Consider the following 20,389-nt stretch of genomic DNA (forward strand, 5'->3'; position numbering starts at 1 on the left):
AGATAAATATACTATTAACTTTAGAATATAAAATTAATAAATTTATATTCTAATAAATATAGCTATGTTTGTAAAAAATTATTGTATAAGTGAACTTAAAGTCATTAATATCAACATTTTTACAAACATAGCTAATTATAAAATCTTTATGTTTTCTCTTCCATATTTTTCTTTTAAAAAATCAATTAAATCATCATTAGTCTTTATCCAGTATTCTCTTGATAATAAATATTTTTTTCTATCTTCCTTAGTACATATATATATAGGCATATTTCCACTATTGGACATACAAATCGGTTTTAAATTATTCATCGCTTGTTTAACTTCTTTGTTATTCTGCACCTGTATATATAGTTTTTCACTAGAAAACTTTGTTAGTCTTTCTACGGCATCACATAATACTTTTGGCTGCTCATCTTCCCTTTTTGTAACTCTTCCTTTTATGAGTACAATTTCATCTTCTATTATGGAGTCTTTAAAAGATTCAAGTACTTTTGGGAATACAATAACCTCTATAGAACTATATAAATCTTCTAATTTCACAAAAGCCATTATACTATTAGTTCTGGTTATCTTTCTATTTACTTCAGTTATAAGCCCACCAATTATAACTCTATCCCCATCTTTGATCCTAGAGTTTTCCTCTTCTATGTGTCTTGTAACATCGTCAATAATCTCATCTTCTAATGGACCTTCTCCAATTATATCAGTAGTTTTTGCCGAAGTTCTATTTTTTAGCGCTTCTTCGTATTCTTCTAGTGGATGTCCTGTTAAATATAATCCTGTCATTTCTTTTTCCATGGAAAGTTTATACTTTTTGTCAAATTCTTTTATATCAGGATACTTTATTTCAGTTTCCTTAAATTCCTCTGTAAGAGTGGCAAATAAGCTTACCTGTCCGTCGATATTCTTTTTTCTTTGATTGGATACAGAATCCAGTACCTTTTCGTAAACAGCTAAAAGCTGTGATCGATAGGTCTGCAGACAATCAAAAGCTCCTGCCTTTATTAGACTTTCCACCATTCTTTTATTAACACTATTACTATCAACTTTATTGCAAAAATCAACAAAAGAAGTGAATTCACCTTTTTTCTCTCTTGATTTTACAACACTTTCAATAAGATTATCTCCAACATTTTTTATAGCAGAAAGACCAAATTTTATCTTTCCATCTTGCACTGTAAATTTTCCAAAACCTTCATTTATATCTGGTGGAAGAGTTTCTATGCTCATTTCCTTTGCAGCTCTAACATAAGCTGCAACTTTATCACTATTACCTTTTACGCTATTTAGCATAGCCGCCATAAATTCTGTTGGATAATAGTATACCAAATATGCTGTGTAATAAGCTACTACTGCATAAGCAGCAGCATGGGATTTGTTGACAAGTAGTTACAATAAGGCTCTTTATCCTTATCTCTTCATATTTCTATGAAGTATCGGACTATATCATTATCCAATTTTAGATTGGATACAGGGCACTCGTGGGCTTTACCATCCTATTTTTTAAGTAGGACTCCATAACCTAGTCTCTGAGCCTTCAACCTATTACTAGGCTGCTTGGCTGCGGATTTACCAATCCTTAAACTTTTTACTATATCTATAGAGTTACCTATAGCCCTTATGTCTATTACTAGCATAAGTTAGTATTTAAGGCTCTAAGGGTTTCCCCGCAATTCACCCTGTTTTCTATGTAAATCACTTTACATAGGCACTCAAAAAACTTAGCCATTTATAGTATTTACGTTCTAAAAAAACTTCTGCATTTTCATATAATAATTCAAAAATTCTAATAGATTCTTTTTTAGAGGATACTCTTAATTCCTTAATTAAAGATGTTTTTGTATTTCTAATAGAGTAACCTTTTAAACTCATCTTTTCAACTATCTCTTTTAGGAAACTTTCAGTGCCTAAAAAACTTATAGTTATGGTTGTATATTCATACTTTTTATCTAAAGTTTCACTTTTATAGTAAGAGCTATTTCTGCTTAATACTACGCTTCCATCTCCATCAAAATATCCTCTTATAAAATGCCTCTCTAAATCTTTCGGTATTAAAGGAAACTTACTCATATTAAGTGATTTGTTAGGATATAGCCCAAGACTTCTTAAGTCTTCTGCCATTATCTTTGATGAAATATTTAAAATATAGGAATAGGTAGAGTTTTCAAATCCACCTTTATTACCTTTTCTAATTAACCCATCATATTGTATACACTCTGCAACTTTTTCTACAATTTCTTTATCTTTCATTCCAAGAACAATATTATTGTAGTGTTCATCTCCAACAAATCCATCTGCATATAAAAGTCCTAAAATATATGCTTTATTTTGATTATCAATTTTATTAAAATAATTTTCATTTAGTGTATACCTGTTTTTTCTTTTTGTATTAATATTACTCTCCTTTAACACTCTAGAAATTGCTCGTTCAGAAAATCCAAGTAAATCTGAAATTTCTTTAAAACATAATTTTTTCTTATTATAAAATACATCTATTATTTTTTTCTTATCATTATCAGTTAAAAGATTATATGGAATTTTCATAATATCACCATAATTATTATTTCCAAATAACATTCTTAATATAGATGGCTAAAATACGAATGCATAACTTGCGAAGTCCATCATCTGGTCATAAATTTTATTTGCAATTTCTTCGCTAATCCCATTTCTTAAACATCCTGGTACTATTATATTTTTATTTTCATCTACGATTCCGTAGATAAAATTCTTTCTCTCTTCCTCCATGACTTTATGTTTTTTCTTAGACATGGCACGTCTAACCAGGTCACTTCTACCCATGGAGTATCCTGCTAATACTCTAACTATTTCCATTACCTGTTCTTGATAAACCATTACTCCATAGGTAACATTTAGTATTTGTTCCAGCTCCGGTGTATCATACACAATTTCATCTGGATTATTTTTGTTTTTAATGTATCTTGGAATTTCAGCCATAGGACCTGGTCTGTAGAGACTTATCCCTGCTATTATATCTTCAAGGCTTTCTGGCTTAAGCTCCTTCATGAAACTGGTCATTCCAGGTGACTCCAGTTGAAATACTCCAGCAGTCTTCCCTTTTCCAATCATCTTATATACATTTTCATCTTCAAAATTTATCTTATCCAGATTTATCTCAGTACCTGTATTTTCTTTTATAAGCTCTATAGCATCTCTAATCACTGTAAGAGTTCTTAGTCCAAGAAAATCCATTTTTAATAATCCCAATTCTTCCAAGGTATTCATAGTAAACTGTGTTACTATAGCTTCTTCATTTTTCGCTAGTGGTACGTAGTTGACCAAATGCTGGGATGCTATAACTACACCTGCTGCATGAGTTGAAGTATGCCTTGGGAGTCCTTCTAGGTCTCTAGCTACATCTATTAAATCTTTAATTCTACTATCTGATTCATAAACTTCTTTTAATTCTGGGTTCATTTCTAAAGCTTTATCTATAGTTATCCCAAGTACTGTAGGAATCATCTTGGCTATTCTATCAACTTCTGCATAGGAGTAATTCATAGCTCTTCCTACATCCCTTATACAAGCTCTTGGTGCCATGGTTCCAAAGGTAATTATTTGCGATACATTTTCTTTACCATACTTTTCAACTACATAATCTATAACTTCTCCACGTCTTTCGTAACAAAAGTCACTGTCAATATCTGGCATAGATATTCTCTCTGGATTTAAAAATCTCTCAAATATTAAACTATACTTAATAGGGTCAATCTTTGTTATACCAAGAGTATAGGCTACTAGAGAACCTGCCGCAGAACCCCTACCAGGCCCTGTCATTATTCCTTTTTCAAAAGAAAACCTAAAAAAGTCCCAAACAATTAAAAAGTAGTCTACATATCCCATTTGATTGATAATATTAAGCTCATATTCAAGTCTTTTCTCTAATTCCTCTGTTATATTTTCATATCTTTCTTGGAGACCTGTATAACATAAATCCTTTAAATATTCAAAATGATCTACTCCTTCATCCAGCGGAAAATTAGGAAGCTTTGATTCATGAAATACATAATCAAAATTACACTGTTCTGCAATTTTAACTGTGTTTTCCAGTGCTTCTGGAATATAAGAAAATATTTCATACATCTCTTCTGGAGATCTAAGATAGAACTGCTCTGGTTCATATCTCATTCTATTTTCCTCGTCCACAGTCTTTCCAGTTTGAATACATAGTAATATATCATGGGATCTAGCATCTTCTTTTTTTATATAGTGAACATCATTTGTAGCTACTAGCGGTATATCTAATTCTTTTGAAAGTTCTACAATCATTTCATTAACTCTAAGCTGCTCATCCATGCCATGATATTGAAGTTCTAGATAAAATCCATCTTTGAAGGTATCTTTATAAAATTGTGCAGCTGCTTTAGCCTTTTGTATGTTTCCATTTAATAAATTATTTGAAACTTCACCTGCAAGGCAAGCCCCAAGAGCTATTAAGCCTTCACTATGTTTTTCTAGATATTCATGGTCAACTCTTGGTTTATAGTAAAATCCATCTAAAGATGCTTTGGATACTATCTTCATAAGATTCTTATAGCCAACTTCATTTTTAACTAGAAGAACTAGATGGTGAGTTTTATTTTCTATGTCATTTCTTTTAATTTCCATGGACTTTGCTGCTACATATATTTCACAACCTATAATTGGCTTAATTCCTTCTTCCTTAGCCTTTTTATAAAAGTCTACACACCCAAACATAGCTCCATGGTCTGTTATAGCTAAACTCTTCATTCCAAGCTCTTTTGCACGTAAAATCAACTTATGAATTTTACCAGATCCATCTAAAAGACTATACTCTGTATGGGTATGTAAATGGACAAAATCAATATCTCCCAAAATTCATCCTCCTTTCTTATTTCTTTTACTTTTTAATAGTTTTATAATATCACAACAGAGCAAAGTAGGGTAGCAATATAATATAGCAGAAATTCTACCATATTGTAAATTTTCTAATCTAATTTTAATCTTCAACTAAGATTCCTTTAATTTTCCTGTCCTATGATAATAGCATAAGGTAAATTAATATATTTAATATAAATGGAGGAATAAAAATGTCAATTAATTTAGATCAAATTGATTTATTAAGAGAAAGAACTGGGGTAAGCTATAATGATGCTAAGGAAGCTTTAGAAAAGACTAACTATGATTTAGTAGAGGCTCTTGTATATATCGAAAAAACTCATAATCTTAAAACCACTAAAAAAGTATGTTGTGAAAATGATATAATGCCAAAATTAAAATCACTTGTAAAAAAGGGTAACGAAACTAGATTCATAGTTAAGAAAAAAGAAAATGTGGTAATGAATGTACCTGTAACTGTAGCTGGTATAACAACTATAGTAGCATTTCCTCTAGCTGTAACTGGAGTACTACTTGCATTAGTAACTAATCATAAAATTAAACTTGAAAAAATAGACGGAGAAGATGTAAAAGCAACTATAATTTTTGATAAAATGTCTTCTGCTGTAAACAATGTAAAAAATGAATTATCTGAACAGAAATAGACTTCTCATTTAAATAACCTACATACCTAAAGTGTAGGTTATTTTTTAAATCTACTTTTATTTGTAAAATAATATATAATTAAATATAGTATAAGTTGTAATCATAGGGGGAAATAAAAGTGGCTGGTGAGAAAATTCTTGTAATCGAAGATGAAGTAAAGATTTCTAGATTTTTAGAATTAGAGCTTAAATATGAAGGTTATATAGTTGAGCAGGCATATGACGGTAGAGAAGGATTAGAAAAAGCTCTTAATGGCAATTTTCAGTTAATCATTTTAGATGTAATGTTACCTTCTCTTAACGGAATGGAAGTTTTAAGAAGGCTTCGCCAATCCTCTGAAATTCCTGTTATAATGTTAACTGCTAAAGATCAAATAACCGATAAGGTTATGGGACTAGATATAGGTGCAGATGACTATATGACTAAACCTTTTGCCATAGAGGAACTCCTTGCTCGAATACGTGTTGCCTTAAAAAGACATAGCAATATTCAAAAGAAAACAAATCTAATGCAAGTGGACAAATTAACTCTAGATTTAGATACCTATACAGTAACTTTTGAGGGTGAAAATATAGAATTAACAAAGCGTGAATTTGATTTATTAAAGTATCTAATTGAAAATGAAAACATTGTTTTGACACGAGATAAAATTCTAGAGAAAGTATGGGGATATGATTATATAGGTGACACAAATGTTGTAGACGTGTATATAAGATATTTAAGAACTAAAATAGACGAAAAGTTTAATCAAAAATTTATCCATACAGTTCGAGGGGTGGGTTATCTTTTAAAACATGAATAATATGAAATTTACCTTTAAAATAACTCATAAAATCATAAACTTAATTACATTTTTAATTAAATTTATAACAAATTTTTTAGTGAACCTAATAAAAGGCTCCTTTGGGAGCCTCGGAAAAAGGCTAAGATTTTCTATAACTTTCAAAATGACCGTTATATATGCACTAATTTTTTTAGTACTTATTTTTTCAATCAGTACTGGCATTTTATTTGGATTTAGATATTTTTTAATAAATCAATCACAAAATATTGTTGAAAAAAACAATAAAATTATAATCACATATATTAAAGAAAAGTCTGAAATCCCCAATGGTATAATAGATGAAATTGTGAAGTCTGATAATATTAATTTCACTATATTTGATAAGGATAAAAATGTAGTCTTTTCAACTCAAAAAGATAAAAATCTTATTTCTTTTTATAAAGATATTGATTCATTAAATATTATAACTAATGCCGAAGGGGACATTATGATACTGAACAATCAAGTATCTGATAATAATAAAATTTACTATGTTCAGCTGTCCAAAAATCTTATTCAAGAAAACTTTTACTTGCAGACATTATTTATAATATTATTAACTATAAATATTATATCTCTGATAATTATAATAGTTATATGCTCAAAAACCAGTAAAAAAATGTTATCTCCTATTTCAGATATGACTAAAACAGTAAAAAAAATATCTGTTGAAGCTTTAGATACTAGGCTTAACATAAGTGGTTCTAAGGATGAATTAAAGGAGCTTGCTGAAACTTTTAATGCCATGATAGATCGTATACAACAGTCCTATGAGCAGCAAAATCAATTTGTATCTGATGCTTCTCATGAATTAAGAACTCCTATTTCAGTAATACAAGGATATGCTAACTTGCTAGACCGTTGGGGCAAAAACGATAAAAATGTATTAGATGAATCCATAACAGCTATTAAAAGTGAATCTGAAAATATGAAGAACTTAATTGAAAGCCTCCTATTTCTAGCTAGAGGAGATAAGCATTCTCAAAAGGTTGAAAAAGAGGAATTTTACCTAAATGAACTAATAGATGAAATAGTTAAAGAAACTAGGCTTATAGATAAAAAACATAAAATACTATGTGAATCTAATATGAAAGTTTCAATTATGGCGGATAGAAAGCTTCTCAAAGAAGCATTAAGAGTATTTATTGATAATAGCGTTAAATTCACTCCTGAAAATGGAGTTATTAAGTTAAATACAAAACTAGAGAAAAAATATATAGTTATTATAATTGAAGACACAGGTATAGGTATACCTAAAGAAGATCTTCCTAATATTTTTAATAGATTTTATAGAGCGGATAAAGCAAGAGCAAAAAATACTGGTGGAAATGGACTTGGATTATCTATTGCTAAGTGGATTATAGGAAAACATAACGGACAAATTATAGTTGAAAGTCAACTTGAAAAAGGAACTAAAATTAGCATTCTACTCTCTGCTCAAAAATAATTATAGCCGTGGAAATTCCACGGCTATAATTTATATCAGCTAAAATCACACAGCTAATTATTTTTTATAAAATTATAGTAATTTAATATTTTTACCATTATCCTATCAATATTAAAAAAACTTATCTACAAAATATCTATGAACCGCCTCATTTTCTGTAAGTTCAGGATGAAAGGATGTTACAAAAATATTGTTCTGCCTTGCAGCAACTATATTATCATTTATCCTTTTTAAAACTTCTACATTTCCTCCTACCTTTGTTATATAAGGTGCTCTTATAAATACTAATGGTATAGGCTCCTCTGAAATTTCAGGAATTTTTCCTTCAACTATAAAGCTATCAATCTGTCTTCCGTATGCATTTCTCTTAACAGTTATGTCCATAACTTTAAGATGCCCTTCTTCATTTCCTTCTATGTTGTCAGCCAGCAAAATCATACCTGCACAAGTACCCCAAACTGGCATTCCTTCTTCTATCCTTCTTTTTAATATAGATTTCAACTGAAATTCTCTTAAAAGTTTTCCTATAGTTGTACTTTCTCCTCCAGGAATTATCAATCCATCTATTTTTTCTATATCTGATTTATATTTAACTCTAACTGTCTCTACATTCTCTATTTTTTTTAATATATTAATATGTTCTATAACAGATCCTTGCAAATCTAAAACGCCAACTTTAATCATTTTACCATCCTCTGTTTGCAAATTCTGTATCTAGCTTGTTTATTTCAAGTCCGTACATAGCTTCTCCTAAATCCTCTGAAACCTCTGCAAGAACTTTAGGATCATTATAATAAGTTACAGCTTTAACTATAGCTTTAGCTCTTTTTTCTGGATTTGAAGATTTAAATATTCCAGATCCAACAAACACTCCATCACATCCTAATTGCATCATAAGTGCTGCATCTGCTGGAGTTGCAATTCCGCCTGCTGCAAAATTTATAACTGGTAACTTGCCATTTTTAGCAACATATTCTACCAAATCATATGGTGCTCCCATTTCTTTAGCTGCTGTCATAAGCTCTTCTTTAGGTGCAAGTTGAAGTTTTCTTATTTCAGATTGTACTGTTCTCATGTGTCTTACAGCTTCAACAACATTTCCTGTACCAGCTTCCCCCTTTGTTCTTATCATGGATGCTCCTTCTCCTATTCTTCTTAAGGCTTCTCCAAGATTTCTTGCTCCACAAACAAAAGGAACATTAAATTCTTTTTTATTTATATGGAATGAATCATCAGCAGGTGTTAATACTTCACTTTCGTCAATGTAATCTACCCCTAAAGATTCTAGTATTTGTGCTTCAACAAAGTGACCTATTCTTACTTTTGCCATTACAGGTATAGACACTGCATCTATAATTTCCTTTATCATCTTAGGATCTGACATTCTAGCAACTCCACCCTGCTTTCTAATGTCTGAAGGAACCCTTTCTAATGCCATAACAGCTACTGCTCCAGCTTCTTCGGCTATTTTAGCTTGCTCTGGATTTACAACATCCATAATAACTCCGTTTTTTAACATCTGTGCTAAATTTTTATTTAATTCGTACCTAGTATTCAATTTAATTCCTCCTCATATAATAACCAAATACATTGTACGTACAACTTTTATATAACTCATGAGCTATATATATTATTCTTCAAAATCAGTCTATAGTCAATTGTACCGATACATGTTAAGTTACTTATATGAAAATCCTAAATAGGAACTATAAATTTTTTTATAGGGTAGAATTTAAATAACTATATTTGCCCTGTGGCATATTGAACAATTATGCTTACAATGGCAACTATAAACCAAACAAAAAGTCCTAAAAATATCGGCTTAACCCCTGTTTTAAGCATTTTCTTAAAGTCTGCACTAAGTCCAACAGCTGATAATGCCATGACAATCATAAATTTTGCTAGGCTATTAAAGATAGTTACAACATTCTCACTAAATAATCCCATTGTATTTAGTAGTGAGGCAACTAAAAACCATAATATAAACCAAGGGAATATCTTGCTAAAATTGTAATTTACATTAGCTTCACTCTCATTCATTTGCTTCTTCTTTTTTACTGCTGTAATTATACTAAACACAATTGATATAGGTATTATCATAGTAGTCCTTGTTAGCTTAACAATTGTTGCATAAGCACCCGCTGCATTACTAAAAGCATAGCCTGCTGCTACCACTGATGAGGTATCATTTATTGCAGTTCCTGCCCAAAGTCCAAAGGCCTTATCAGAGAAACCTAAAAGGTGCCCTAATGGAGGAAATATTAATACTGCAATAATATTAAATAAAAATATAGTAGAAATTGAATAAGCTATCTCCATCTCGTCAGCTTCTATAATAGGAGATATTGCAGCTATAGCAGATCCTCCGCAAATCGCCGTTCCAACCCCTATTAAATTTCTTATGTTTCCTTCAACTTTCATGGCTCTTCCTAAAATATAGGCTGATAAAAATGCTGCTGTAAGAGTAAATATCATAACTGAAAATGAATCTAGCCCTGTCTTCCATACTTGTTTCAAGCTAAGTCCTGCTCCCAGCACTATAATAGCCCACTGAAGAATTTTCTTTGATGTAAATGTAATTCCCGGAACTGATATATCTGGTTTTCCTATAGTATTGTTAATGATAAGTCCTATTACTATTCCAAAAACAGCTCCCCCAATTATAGGAAATAGTTTTCCAAGAAAACTAGCAGCAACTGCAATAATTAAAACTAATACAATACCTGGTCCTTTTTCTTTTAACCAATTCATAAATCCATCTCCCTTATATAATGTACATTATTATGACTCTGTTTTAAATGAATGTTGATTTTTACATTCATTTAAAACTTTCCATATTTACTTTTATATATTAATACTAGATTAAACAAAATACAAATTATACTTTATTATAAAAGTATAAGCAGAATTTATAGTTATACAATAAAATATACCTACTATAGATAATCATAAATCTTGTGTACTTTCACTAATTAAACTTAAAAAGCCTTCCTGCAGATAAACTACAGAAAGACTTTTCCTTTAAGCATAATATTGCTTATATTTATAGTAAATCAATTCCTAATTTTTCGCACTCTTCCATAACAGATTCTGACCAAATAGATGCTTGTACTTCACCTATATGTGCTTTTCTTAAAAAGAACATACAAATTCTTGATTGCCCTATTCCTCCACCCATTGTATAAGGAAGTTTTTCTTCTAAAAGCATTTTGTGAAATTCTAAGTCTACTCTATCCATACATCCTTCTTTTTCTAACTGATATAGTAAGGCATCTTTATCTACTCTAATACCCATAGAAGATAATTCTACTGCACAATTTAAAACTGGGTACCAAAATAATATATCTCCGTTTAATCCCCAATCATCATAATCTGGAGCTCTTCCATCATGTTTTTCTCCAGAAACTAGTGTATCTCCTATCTTCATTAGAAACACTGCTCCCTTATCTTTTGCTATCTTATTTTCTCTTTCTTTTGGTGTTAAATCTGGATACATATCTTCTAATTCTTGAGATGTAATAAAAGTGATCTTTTCTGGTAGTATTTTATCAATCTCTGGATATTTACAATTTACAAATTCTTCAGTACCTTTAAATACCTCATATATATCTTCAACTGTAGACTTTAATTTTTCTATAGTTCTTTCCTCTTTATTTATAACTTTTTCCCAGTCCCATTGGTCTACATATAGAGAATGTATGTTATCTAGCTCTTCATCACGTCTTATTGCATTCATGTCAGTATATAGTCCTTCTCCTGGTTCAAATCCATATCTGTATAAAGCCATTCTCTTCCACTTAGCAAGTGAGTGTACAACCTGTATTTCTTCTTTATTTATATCTAAAGCATCAAATGCTACTGGTCTTTCAGTTCCATTTAAATCATCATTAAGCCCTGATGTCTTCTTTACAAATAATGGTGCAGATACTCTTGTCAAATTTAATTTATATGCAAGTTCTCTTTCGAAGTAATCCTTTATCTTTTTTATTGCTATTTCAGTTCTTCTTAAATCTAGACTTGAATGATAATCTTCTGAAACAACAAACTTTTTAGTGTTTTCCATAAGTATGCCTCCCCTAACCTTATATAATCCATCTTTGTTTCGATTTAATAAAAATTATAACATTTTAATTTTAATTTTTCAATATTTTTTATATTATTTTATCATATTATCATTATTTTTCTTAATATATTATCATTTTATTAAAAATTATTAATTTTTACACTTATTAATAGTCAATTTAACAATTTAGCTTTTTATTTTACCATGGAACCATTGGAAATGTATGTAATTTGTATTAAAATACAATATAAGAAGGTGATTAATTATGGACAAAAAAAAGTATATTCCCTTAAAAATCTTTATACTCGTATTTTTAATTACTATCAGTCTATTTAAGGTTGAAAATGCTAGTGCCCAATCAAAAGAAGGAGATACTACTAAAGTTATACAAAATAGAGAAATAACTGAAGAGACCTTTTTAAATACTTATTATCTTCAAGAGAAATCCTACGTATTCTATCCTAAATTTCATAATGGCAAATTGCCAGTTATATTTTTCTGTCATGGTTACGGTGGTACAGATCCTAAGTTTTATAGCAATCTTATAGAACATATAGTTCTAAAAGGCTATGCAGTAGTGTATACCCCATATCCTATAGTTCCTCCACCTACAACTAAAACCTTAATAGAAAGTAAATACAAGATACTGTGGAAAGGAATTGAAGAATCAGTATCAAAGTATGGTAGCTTAATGGATTTATCTAGAATAGGTTTTGTTGGACACTCCTTTGGGGCTGGAGCCATTCCTTCTCTTGCATATAAAGCAGTACAAGATAAAGATTGGGGAGAAAGTGGTATATTTCTATATATGATGGCACCTTGGTATTCCTATGGAATAACACAAGAGCAGCTAAATAACTATCCTAAAAATACAAAGCTTGTTATGGAAGTATTTAGTGATGATACTACTAATGATCATAGAATGGCAAAAGATATATTTGAAAACATTAGCATTCCTAATAGCGAAAAAGATTTTATAACTTTATTCACCTCCTCAAATAAAGGTAAGAGGTTAAATGCCACTCACGGAACTCCTTTAGGAGGCGAATACAATATTAACACAACTAATGAGTTAGATATATATGGAATTTTTAAAATATTTGATGGTTTAGCTGACTACTCTTTTAATGGAAGCCTTGAAGGTAAAAATGTATCCTTAGGAAATAGCAGTAAAGAACAATTATTTATGGGGAACTGGCAAGATGGTACTCCTATAAAAAATTTATCTTCAACTGATACTCCTATTTTAATTAGACCTCAAGCATTTTATGATTATAAATGGGATAGTGGTTTGAATCCTAGAAAGCATAACACCATATACTCCGATGATAAAGACGGAATAAGTTACCTAAATCTTAACTATTCCGTTCCTACTAATAAAGAGTTTAAAATAACCTTTAATTCCAAACTTAATCATAAATCTATTGATAATAGTCTTATAAGCGTGTATGATAGTAATGGAAATTTAATAGATGTGAATATATCCTTAGGAAATGACAGCACCGTACTTAAGGTAACTCCAGTTAGGCCTTATTCTTCTGGGAGCAGCTATACTTTATATGTTAATAAAGGTATTTTATCTTCTTCAAATTCACCTTTAAAAAAAGTGTATGCACTTAAATTCACTACCTCTGGTACATTTAATAATAAGGATACCTTAGAAAACTTAAGTTCTGAGATGGACAAACAATTGAAGCTAGCTATATCTGAAAATGAAAAAAACTTCATTTTGTATTTAAAATCTGAGCTAGATGCATATATCGCAGATAAAACTCATGTTCCAAATGCTATACTTATATATATTAGGTATCTAGCATTAACACCTACTGAAAAAGATAACTTTATTCCTATACAAAACTATATATTAAATGAATATCCTATATCTATTAATATACTTCTAACCGCTATGGGAATAAAATAAAATTTAATTTAAAATCGATATTGGTAATGGAGAAATGTTTTATGCTAAAGAAAATTATTGCACTTATTATGTTGACATTTAGTACTACTTTTATAGCAGCCTGTGGAAAATACGAAAGCTCATCAAATGATATTGTAATGCAATATGAAGAGATAGCTAAAAAACTCCAAAAAAAACAACCTGAAGACAAAGATCCTGTTAAGGATCCTAATTTTATATCACAAATTGAGAGTTTAGCATCTAAATCATTAGAGCTTCAGTATAATAAATCTAACGAAAAAGCTCTGTTGGATATACTTTCTACTGATTATATAAAAAAATTAGATAATTACTTTTATAAAGTAAAATCAGTTCCATATAAAATATTAAACTTTTCACCTATTTCAAACTTAGATGCTAATTACAATAAGTTTAGTATAAAAGTTAAGATCAAAGATAAAATGGGTGAATATGAACAAGAAATGATTATTATTAAAATTAATGATAAATACTATATTGATAATATTTTATATAAAGAGTATTAATAAAAGAGCATTAATTCCTATGCAAGGATTAATGCTCTTATTATATGGTTACTCATATAGTGCTTTTTATATTTCATAATCAACTGCTGCTGAACTTTGTAACATAGGCTTTAAATTTTTTAAAACTTCATTTACATGATATGGATGTACTTGATAATCATCCATATCCTTTTTAGAATCAAATCTAGTAATAAGTGCTATATCATATGATCTTTCAGAACGAACTACATCTACTCCAACTTCTAATCCCTTTAGCTGCTCTATTTTTCCTTCCATATCAACTAGTAATCTCCTAGCTTTCTCCAGATTATCTATTGTAGGTTCTTTTAACTTAAAAAATACAACATGTGTAAACATAAATTAATCATCTCCTTTATAATATCTATATCTTTTAATAGGTTAAGGTTGTTTTAAAGATTGTTGAGTTCATTATTTTATCTTAATATTTTAGCTGAAAGCATTGCTTTCGCAATTAAATCCTTCTTCTTGTACATATTTACTTCTACCTTACAGAAGCTTCTTCCTATATCTATAACTTGTGTACATATTTCTATTATACTATCCATTTGTACCGGCTTCATAAAATAAGTTATTATACTATCTACAGATATATTTATATTATTTCTATACCTTAAAGTTAGTATTCCTGCTGTGGAAAGTAACATATTTAAAGAACTCCAGGAAGCTGTACCCAACTGGTCAAGCATCTCCGGTATTATTTTTCCAGAAAACCTCATTATATCATCTTCTACTTTATATTCGAAATTTTTAAGTATTAAATCTTCTATAGTTTCTCCCACTTGAGGTTGCCTAGTTATATACTGTAGTGCCTTAATTATATCCTCTCTTCCTACAATTCCTATTAGTTTTCTCCCCTCTACTACGGGACATATTTCTATGCCTTCCCATCCCATTACATGAGCAGAATATGCAATTGTAGTTTTTCTTCTAACCGTTATTGGTTCTTTTATCATTATCTTACTTATTAAAATTTCATCATTATTACCATCACTAGGTAAATCTTTCATAGTTACAATTCCAACAACATTCATATCTTCATCTACTACAGGATATCTCTCGTGCTTAGTTTTTTCAATTAACTTTTTAAAAGAACGAACAGTATCCGTAGCTTTTAAGTATTCTGGTTCGGTTCTCATTATATCTTCTACTAATACAATATCTTTTTTTATAAGATTCTCAGATATAGCCTTATTTATCATAGTTGCCACTGTAAAACTGTCATAACTAGAAGAAATTATAGGTAATCGTTTACTATCTGCTAGCTTCCTAATTCTATCACTACAAGAAAAACCTCCAGTTATAAGGACAGCACATTCATTTTCTAGCGCAATTTCTTGCATATCTTCCCTATTTCCTACTATAATTAAACACCCAGGTAGTATGTATTTTTTTCCTTCATTAAGCTGCATAGCACCAATAATGAATTTATTTAATCTTTTATGTATTCCATCCTTTCCGCCTAATAGTGTTCCATCCACAATATTTACAACCTCTGCGTAACTAAGGGACTCAATACTTTTCTTTTCTACCTTCTCTATTCTAACAGTACCTACTCTAGGGATAGTAGATACAATACCTAAAGTTTCCGCGTCTTTTATAGCTCTATATGCAGTCCCGTCACTTACTCCTAATTCACTTGCTATACTTCTTACAGAAATTTTAGTTCCAACCTCTAGTGATGATATATATTTTATTATCTCTTCATGTTTTGACATATGTTGTACCTACTTTCCTTCTTTTCTTAATTCTTCTGCTATTTTTTCTATTCTCCTTAATCTATGGTTGATACCAGACTTTCCAACGGGAGGATCTAACATTTGCCCAAGTTCCTTTAATGACTCATTAGGATATACTAATCTTAATTCTGCAACTTCTCTTAAATTTTTAGGAAGTCTCTTTAAGCCTATTTCATCTTCTATCAATTTTATGCTTTCTATTTGTCTTACCGCTGCATTAACTGTTTTACTTAGATTTGCTGTCTCACAATTAACTAACCTATTTACATTATTTCTCATTTCTTTCATTATTCTAACATTCTCAAGTTCTAAAAGGGATTCGTGAGCTCCTATTATATTAAGTAAGTCTACTATTTGTTCTCCTTCTTTTAAGTAAATAACGTAACTTCCTTTTCTTTGAATAACTTTGGAATTTAATCCATAGCTATTTATAAGTTTGCTTAATTCTCCAGCATATTCATCATGATGAGTAACGAATTCAAGATGGTATGTCTTCTCTGGATTACTTATACTTCCTCCCCCTAAGAAAACCCCTCTTATAAACACTCTTTTGCAATCATCTGATGGTATTATTCTCTTTGGAATGCTATAATCTAATAAAATCATTCCATCATCTTCTTTAAGTACACCAACTTCTTTCAATAGTTCTTTTACACCCATTTCATTATCTACCATAACAGAATATATATTATTCTTTTTAAGTGAATTACTTTTTTTTACAAAAATCTTTGTATGAATATTAAAATGTTCCTTTAGTAGCTTAAATGTAAGTCTAGCAATAGCAGGATTTTCTGTAGAAATTCTAAAATTCATCTTCATATCTCCACTAAATCCTAATGTACCACTTACTTTCATTATTCCTGATAGCTCAGCAATAGCCTCTTCTCTAGTTAATTCCGCCTGCCTGCATACTTCATTTTTTACCTTTGAAGAAAATGACATTTTCCTTCTACTCCTTACTCTTTTTATTTTCTTTTAGCCTTTGTGATAAATAAAAATATTCTATTATTTTCTTTCTATCATATAAAAGTTTCTTATCCATTATTATTTCCATAATAAACTTGGCTAGTTTATCTGGATCATGTCTTACAAAACCATTTTTAATTGTAATAAAATCTCCCTCAATAACTTTCACATTCATGTCCATAATATCTTTTTCATTTATTTTAACTGGCTTTGCATTTTTTTCTAGATACTTCTCTTTTATTACATTATTTATTTCCTGTGTATTTGTAGCCACATAATCTATAATCCCATTTCCACCATGTTTGAAAATAGCTCTTATATGGTCAGCAGCATCGTAATCATCAGTTTCTCCCTCTTGTGTCATTATATTAGAAATATATATTTTTAAAGCTTTACTATCTTTTAAAGCCTTACTAATATCTTTAACTAGAAGATTTGGAATAACACTTGTGTATAAACTTCCTGGACCTAAAATTATTGCATCTGCATCTTTTATAGCCTCAACTGCTTCATCCAGTGCTCTAGCACCTTCTGGCTCAATAAAAATTCTATCTATTTTACTTTTCTGCCTTATAGCTTCTGTTGGTATATTAGACTCTCCTTGGACTACATTTCCATTTTTTAATTTTGCTTTAAGCATCATATCCTCTAGAGTAACTGGTAATACCCTCCCGGTTACTGCTAAAACTGAACTCATCTTTTTAACTGCTTCTTCAAAATTATTAGATAGACCATCCATAGCAGCTAGAAATAAGTTCCCGAAACTTTGATTTTTTAAATTTCCTTCTTTAAATCTGTATTGAAGTAATTCTTCCATTAGAGGTTCAGTATCTGCCAAGGCCAATATACAGTTTCTAATGTCACCTGGAGGTAATATCCCAAGTTCTTCCCTTAAAGCCCCGGAACCGCCACCATCATCACCTACTGTTACTATAGCTGTTATGTTAGAAGTGTAATATTTTAGTCCTCTTAACATGGTTGAAAGTCCTGTTCCACCGCCTATAGCCACAATCTTTGGCCCTTTTACTAGGAGTCTTTTTTCATATATAAGGTTTTCTAGTTTTGTAGAATCTATTGATACACTCAAATATCCTTTATTAATCAAAGCAATAATTGAACGTATTCCTTGAGTAATTGATATATATAAAATCATAATTCCTGCTAAAATTAGAAAGCCATAAAATAACTTATAGTTTATAGTAATATTCACTCTGTTAAAAAACTCCACAGCAGCAAAAACTATAAATAGGATTCCCATAGCTCCTAGTGAAATCCATCTTTTAACTCTTATGCCAGGCTTTAACCACTGTGCTGCTTTCATGATTTTACCTTACCTTTTACATCTTTGTTTATATCCCTATGCTCCTTACTTATTTTGTGTCCTTTTTCTTTTAACTTTTCATATATTGTATTTGCAATAGTTACTGAACGGTGTCTTCCACCTGTACATCCTATAGCTACAATAAGTTGTCTCTTTCCTTCTTTAACATAGTTAGGAATTAAAAATTCCAACATATCTTCTAATTTATTTATAAACTCATTAGTTTCTTTAAAGTTTAATACATAATCTTTTATGGATTTATCATTTCCTGAAAACTCTTTAAGTTCAGGTATATAATAAGGATTAGGCAAAAACCTTACATCAAAAACTAAATCTGCGTCTACTGGTATCCCATATTTAAATCCAAAAGACAGCACATTAATCATAAGCCTATTCTCCATTTGAGAATCATCTCCATAGATTTGTGATATCTTTTCTCTTAACTGCATAGGAGTCATTTCTGAAGTGTCAATTATATTTGTAGCTCTATACTTTACTTCATTTAATCTATTTCTCTCTAATTCTATTCCTTGAAGAATTCTTCCCTCTGGTGCAAGAGGGTGCTTTCTTCTAGACTCTTTATATCTTTTTACTAATACATTATCATTAGCATCTAAAAATAATATTTCATATTTATAATTTTGTTCTTTTAAATATTTTAAGTTTTCAAATAAATCGTCGAAAAACTCTCCACCTCTTATATCTATAACTAATGCTATCTTATCAATTTTACCATCAGTCTGATAACAAGCTTCCGCAAACTTTCCCATTAAGGTTGGAGGTAAATTATCCACGCAAAAATATCCTAAGTCTTCTAAACTCCTAATAGCTTGACTTTTACCTGCTCCTGACAGCCCTGTTACGATGACAAACCTCATATATACTCCTCCTTGCATTAGTACAGTCTTATTTTTTTATTATAACACGTTTTTTATATAAAATGCTATTTTGTTAAAAGCAATTTAATACACCTATTTCAATAGAATATATTACTAAAATAAAAAGACTAACATGGTCTTACCCTATATTAGTCTTTATTTGGATTCAATTACTATAAAATTATTTAAATTTTACTAATTTGCTTTATTTTCGACTTTATATTCATCTTCTCCAATTATTCTAACTTCTGTGCTTAACTCAACATCAAACTTTTCTTTAACTCTCTGCTGAACTACTTTAATTAAATCTAAGATTTCCTTGGCAGTTGCATTCTCCTTATTAATTATAAACCCTGAATGCTTCATTGATACTTCTGCACCGCCAACTTTTGTACCCTTTAAACCAGTATCTTCAATAAGCTTAGCAGCAAAAAAACCTTCTGGTCTTTTAAAAGTGCTTCCTGCTGAAGGATACTCCAATGGTTGCCTTTCTTTTCTTCTTCTCATTAAGTCATCCATTCTATTCTTTATTGCTTCATGGTCACCTTTTTCTAATTTGAATGTTGCCTCTAAAACCACATAGCTATATTTTAAAATAGCACTCATTCTATAGCTAAGTTCTAGTTCATCTTTAGAAATCCTTCTGATATTTCCCTCATTATCTATCACAAGTGCACTTTCAATTACCTGAGATATCTCTCCATTGTATGCACCTGCATTCATTGTAACGGCTCCCCCTACACTTCCAGGTATTCCATGAGCAAATTCCATTCCTTTAAGGCTTCCTTGTAAAGCTGCAACTGAAGCACTTGAAAGTAATGCCCCACTTTGAGCAATAACTCTATCTGCTTCCACTTTAACTTCATTTAGTTTAGACATATTTATTACTACTCCTCTAATCCCACCATCTTTTACTAAGAGATTAGAGCCATTTCCTAATATAAAATAAGAAACATTATTTTCTCTACAAATATCAATAATTTCTTTTACTTTTTCATAAGTCCTAGGTGTAACAAATAAATCTGCAGGTCCACCTACTTTAAATGAAGTATGCTCTTTCATTGATACATCATTCATAACATCTTGCTCATCTAAAACATTTTTTAGTCTATTATTTAATTCACCATATAGAATCATTTGCCTCTCCTTGATAATTATTA

At 30.1% G+C, this 20,389-nt stretch carries 17 protein-coding genes and 1 pseudogene; 5 read left to right on the forward strand and 13 right to left on the reverse strand.

Going from position 1 to position 20,389, the window contains the following annotated elements; genetic code table 11:
* Positions 1-135 precede the first annotated feature (135 nt).
* The 3 genes and pseudogenes from ACWW38_RS06625 to ACWW38_RS06635 form a co-directional block, all read right to left on the reverse strand.
* Positions 136-1,296 (reverse strand): helix-hairpin-helix domain-containing protein, encoded by a 1,161-nt coding sequence (locus tag ACWW38_RS06625; RefSeq protein ID WP_456259998.1) that lies wholly within the window; start codon positions 1,294-1,296, stop codon positions 136-138.
* A 402-nt stretch (positions 1,297-1,698) separates the two neighbouring features.
* Positions 1,699-2,547 carry an LAGLIDADG family homing endonuclease gene (locus ACWW38_RS06630; RefSeq protein WP_456259999.1) on the reverse strand — a complete coding sequence of 283 codons (849 nt, stop codon included), beginning with the start codon at positions 2,545-2,547 and terminating at the stop codon, positions 1,699-1,701.
* 57 nt (positions 2,548-2,604) lie between these two features.
* A pseudogene (locus ACWW38_RS06635) lies at positions 2,605-4,860 on the reverse strand (DNA polymerase III subunit alpha); the annotation flags it as partial.
* A gap of 215 nt (positions 4,861-5,075) precedes the next feature.
* Between ACWW38_RS06635 and ACWW38_RS06640 the strand changes: the two are divergent.
* The 3 genes from ACWW38_RS06640 to ACWW38_RS06650 all read left to right on the forward strand — a co-directional run bounded on the left by ACWW38_RS06640 (position 5,076) and on the right by ACWW38_RS06650 (position 7,799).
* The gene (locus ACWW38_RS06640) at positions 5,076-5,528 is read left to right on the forward strand and encodes a DUF4342 domain-containing protein (RefSeq protein WP_456260000.1); all 453 of its coding nucleotides are present in this window, start codon (positions 5,076-5,078) and stop codon (positions 5,526-5,528) included.
* Positions 5,529-5,647: 119 nt separating this feature from the next.
* Complete coding sequence (locus ACWW38_RS06645; protein WP_456260001.1) at positions 5,648-6,331, forward strand: response regulator transcription factor; 684 nt, start codon at positions 5,648-5,650, stop codon at positions 6,329-6,331.
* Positions 6,324-7,799 carry an ATP-binding protein gene (locus ACWW38_RS06650; RefSeq protein WP_456260002.1) on the forward strand — a complete coding sequence of 492 codons (1,476 nt, stop codon included), beginning with the start codon at positions 6,324-6,326 and terminating at the stop codon, positions 7,797-7,799. Before ACWW38_RS06645 ends, ACWW38_RS06650 begins: the two co-directional genes overlap by 8 nt.
* Before the next feature lie 111 nt (positions 7,800-7,910).
* Here the strand turns inward: ACWW38_RS06650 and pdxT are convergent, their stop codons facing one another.
* The 4 genes from pdxT to asnA all read right to left on the reverse strand — a co-directional run bounded on the left by pdxT (position 7,911) and on the right by asnA (position 11,862).
* On the reverse strand, positions 7,911-8,483 hold the full coding sequence (gene pdxT, locus ACWW38_RS06655; RefSeq protein ID WP_456260003.1) for a pyridoxal 5'-phosphate synthase glutaminase subunit PdxT: 573 nt from the start codon (positions 8,481-8,483) through the stop codon (positions 7,911-7,913).
* A 1-nt stretch (position 8,484) separates the two neighbouring features.
* A complete protein-coding gene (gene pdxS / locus ACWW38_RS06660) occupies positions 8,485-9,357 on the reverse strand; it encodes a pyridoxal 5'-phosphate synthase lyase subunit PdxS (protein ID WP_456260004.1) in 873 nt (290 codons plus the stop codon).
* Between the two features lie 182 nt (positions 9,358-9,539).
* The gene (locus ACWW38_RS06665; protein ID WP_456260005.1) at positions 9,540-10,550 is read right to left on the reverse strand and encodes a YeiH family protein; all 1,011 of its coding nucleotides are present in this window, start codon (positions 10,548-10,550) and stop codon (positions 9,540-9,542) included.
* Between the two features lie 292 nt (positions 10,551-10,842).
* Positions 10,843-11,862, reverse strand: a complete 1,020-nt coding sequence (gene asnA / locus ACWW38_RS06670; protein ID WP_456260006.1) for an aspartate--ammonia ligase — start codon at positions 11,860-11,862, stop codon at positions 10,843-10,845.
* 265 nt (positions 11,863-12,127) lie between these two features.
* Between asnA and ACWW38_RS06675 the strand changes: the two genes are divergently transcribed.
* Both ACWW38_RS06675 and ACWW38_RS06680 read left to right on the forward strand, forming a co-directional pair.
* Positions 12,128-13,783 (forward strand): Ig-like domain-containing protein, encoded by a 1,656-nt coding sequence (locus ACWW38_RS06675; RefSeq protein WP_456260007.1) that lies wholly within the window; start codon positions 12,128-12,130, stop codon positions 13,781-13,783.
* A gap of 41 nt (positions 13,784-13,824) precedes the next feature.
* The gene (locus ACWW38_RS06680; RefSeq protein ID WP_456260008.1) at positions 13,825-14,307 is read left to right on the forward strand and encodes a hypothetical protein; all 483 of its coding nucleotides are present in this window, start codon (positions 13,825-13,827) and stop codon (positions 14,305-14,307) included.
* 66 nt (positions 14,308-14,373) lie between these two features.
* On the opposite strand, the gene ACWW38_RS06685 is transcribed toward ACWW38_RS06680, so the two are convergent.
* The 6 genes from ACWW38_RS06685 to murB form a co-directional block, all read right to left on the reverse strand.
* Complete coding sequence (locus tag ACWW38_RS06685) at positions 14,374-14,664, reverse strand: Dabb family protein (RefSeq protein ID WP_456260009.1); 291 nt, start codon at positions 14,662-14,664, stop codon at positions 14,374-14,376.
* Between the two features lie 77 nt (positions 14,665-14,741).
* Positions 14,742-16,043, reverse strand: a complete 1,302-nt coding sequence (locus ACWW38_RS06690; protein ID WP_456260010.1) for a DRTGG domain-containing protein — start codon at positions 16,041-16,043, stop codon at positions 14,742-14,744.
* 9 nt (positions 16,044-16,052) lie between these two features.
* Positions 16,053-17,006 carry a DNA-binding protein WhiA gene (gene whiA / locus ACWW38_RS06695; RefSeq protein ID WP_456260011.1) on the reverse strand — a complete coding sequence of 318 codons (954 nt, stop codon included), beginning with the start codon at positions 17,004-17,006 and terminating at the stop codon, positions 16,053-16,055.
* A gap of 7 nt (positions 17,007-17,013) precedes the next feature.
* A complete protein-coding gene (locus tag ACWW38_RS06700) occupies positions 17,014-18,351 on the reverse strand; it encodes a gluconeogenesis factor YvcK family protein (RefSeq protein ID WP_456260012.1) in 1,338 nt (445 codons plus the stop codon).
* Complete coding sequence (rapZ, locus tag ACWW38_RS06705) at positions 18,348-19,229, reverse strand: RNase adapter RapZ (RefSeq protein ID WP_456260013.1); 882 nt, start codon at positions 19,227-19,229, stop codon at positions 18,348-18,350. Before rapZ ends, ACWW38_RS06700 begins: the two co-directional genes overlap by 4 nt.
* 195 nt (positions 19,230-19,424) lie before the next feature.
* Positions 19,425-20,366, reverse strand: coding sequence for a UDP-N-acetylmuramate dehydrogenase (gene murB / locus ACWW38_RS06710; protein ID WP_456260014.1), 942 nt, complete (start codon positions 20,364-20,366; stop codon positions 19,425-19,427).
* Between the last annotated feature and the right edge of the window lie 23 nt (positions 20,367-20,389).

Source organism: Clostridium sp. JNZ J1-5 (assembly GCF_053901425.1).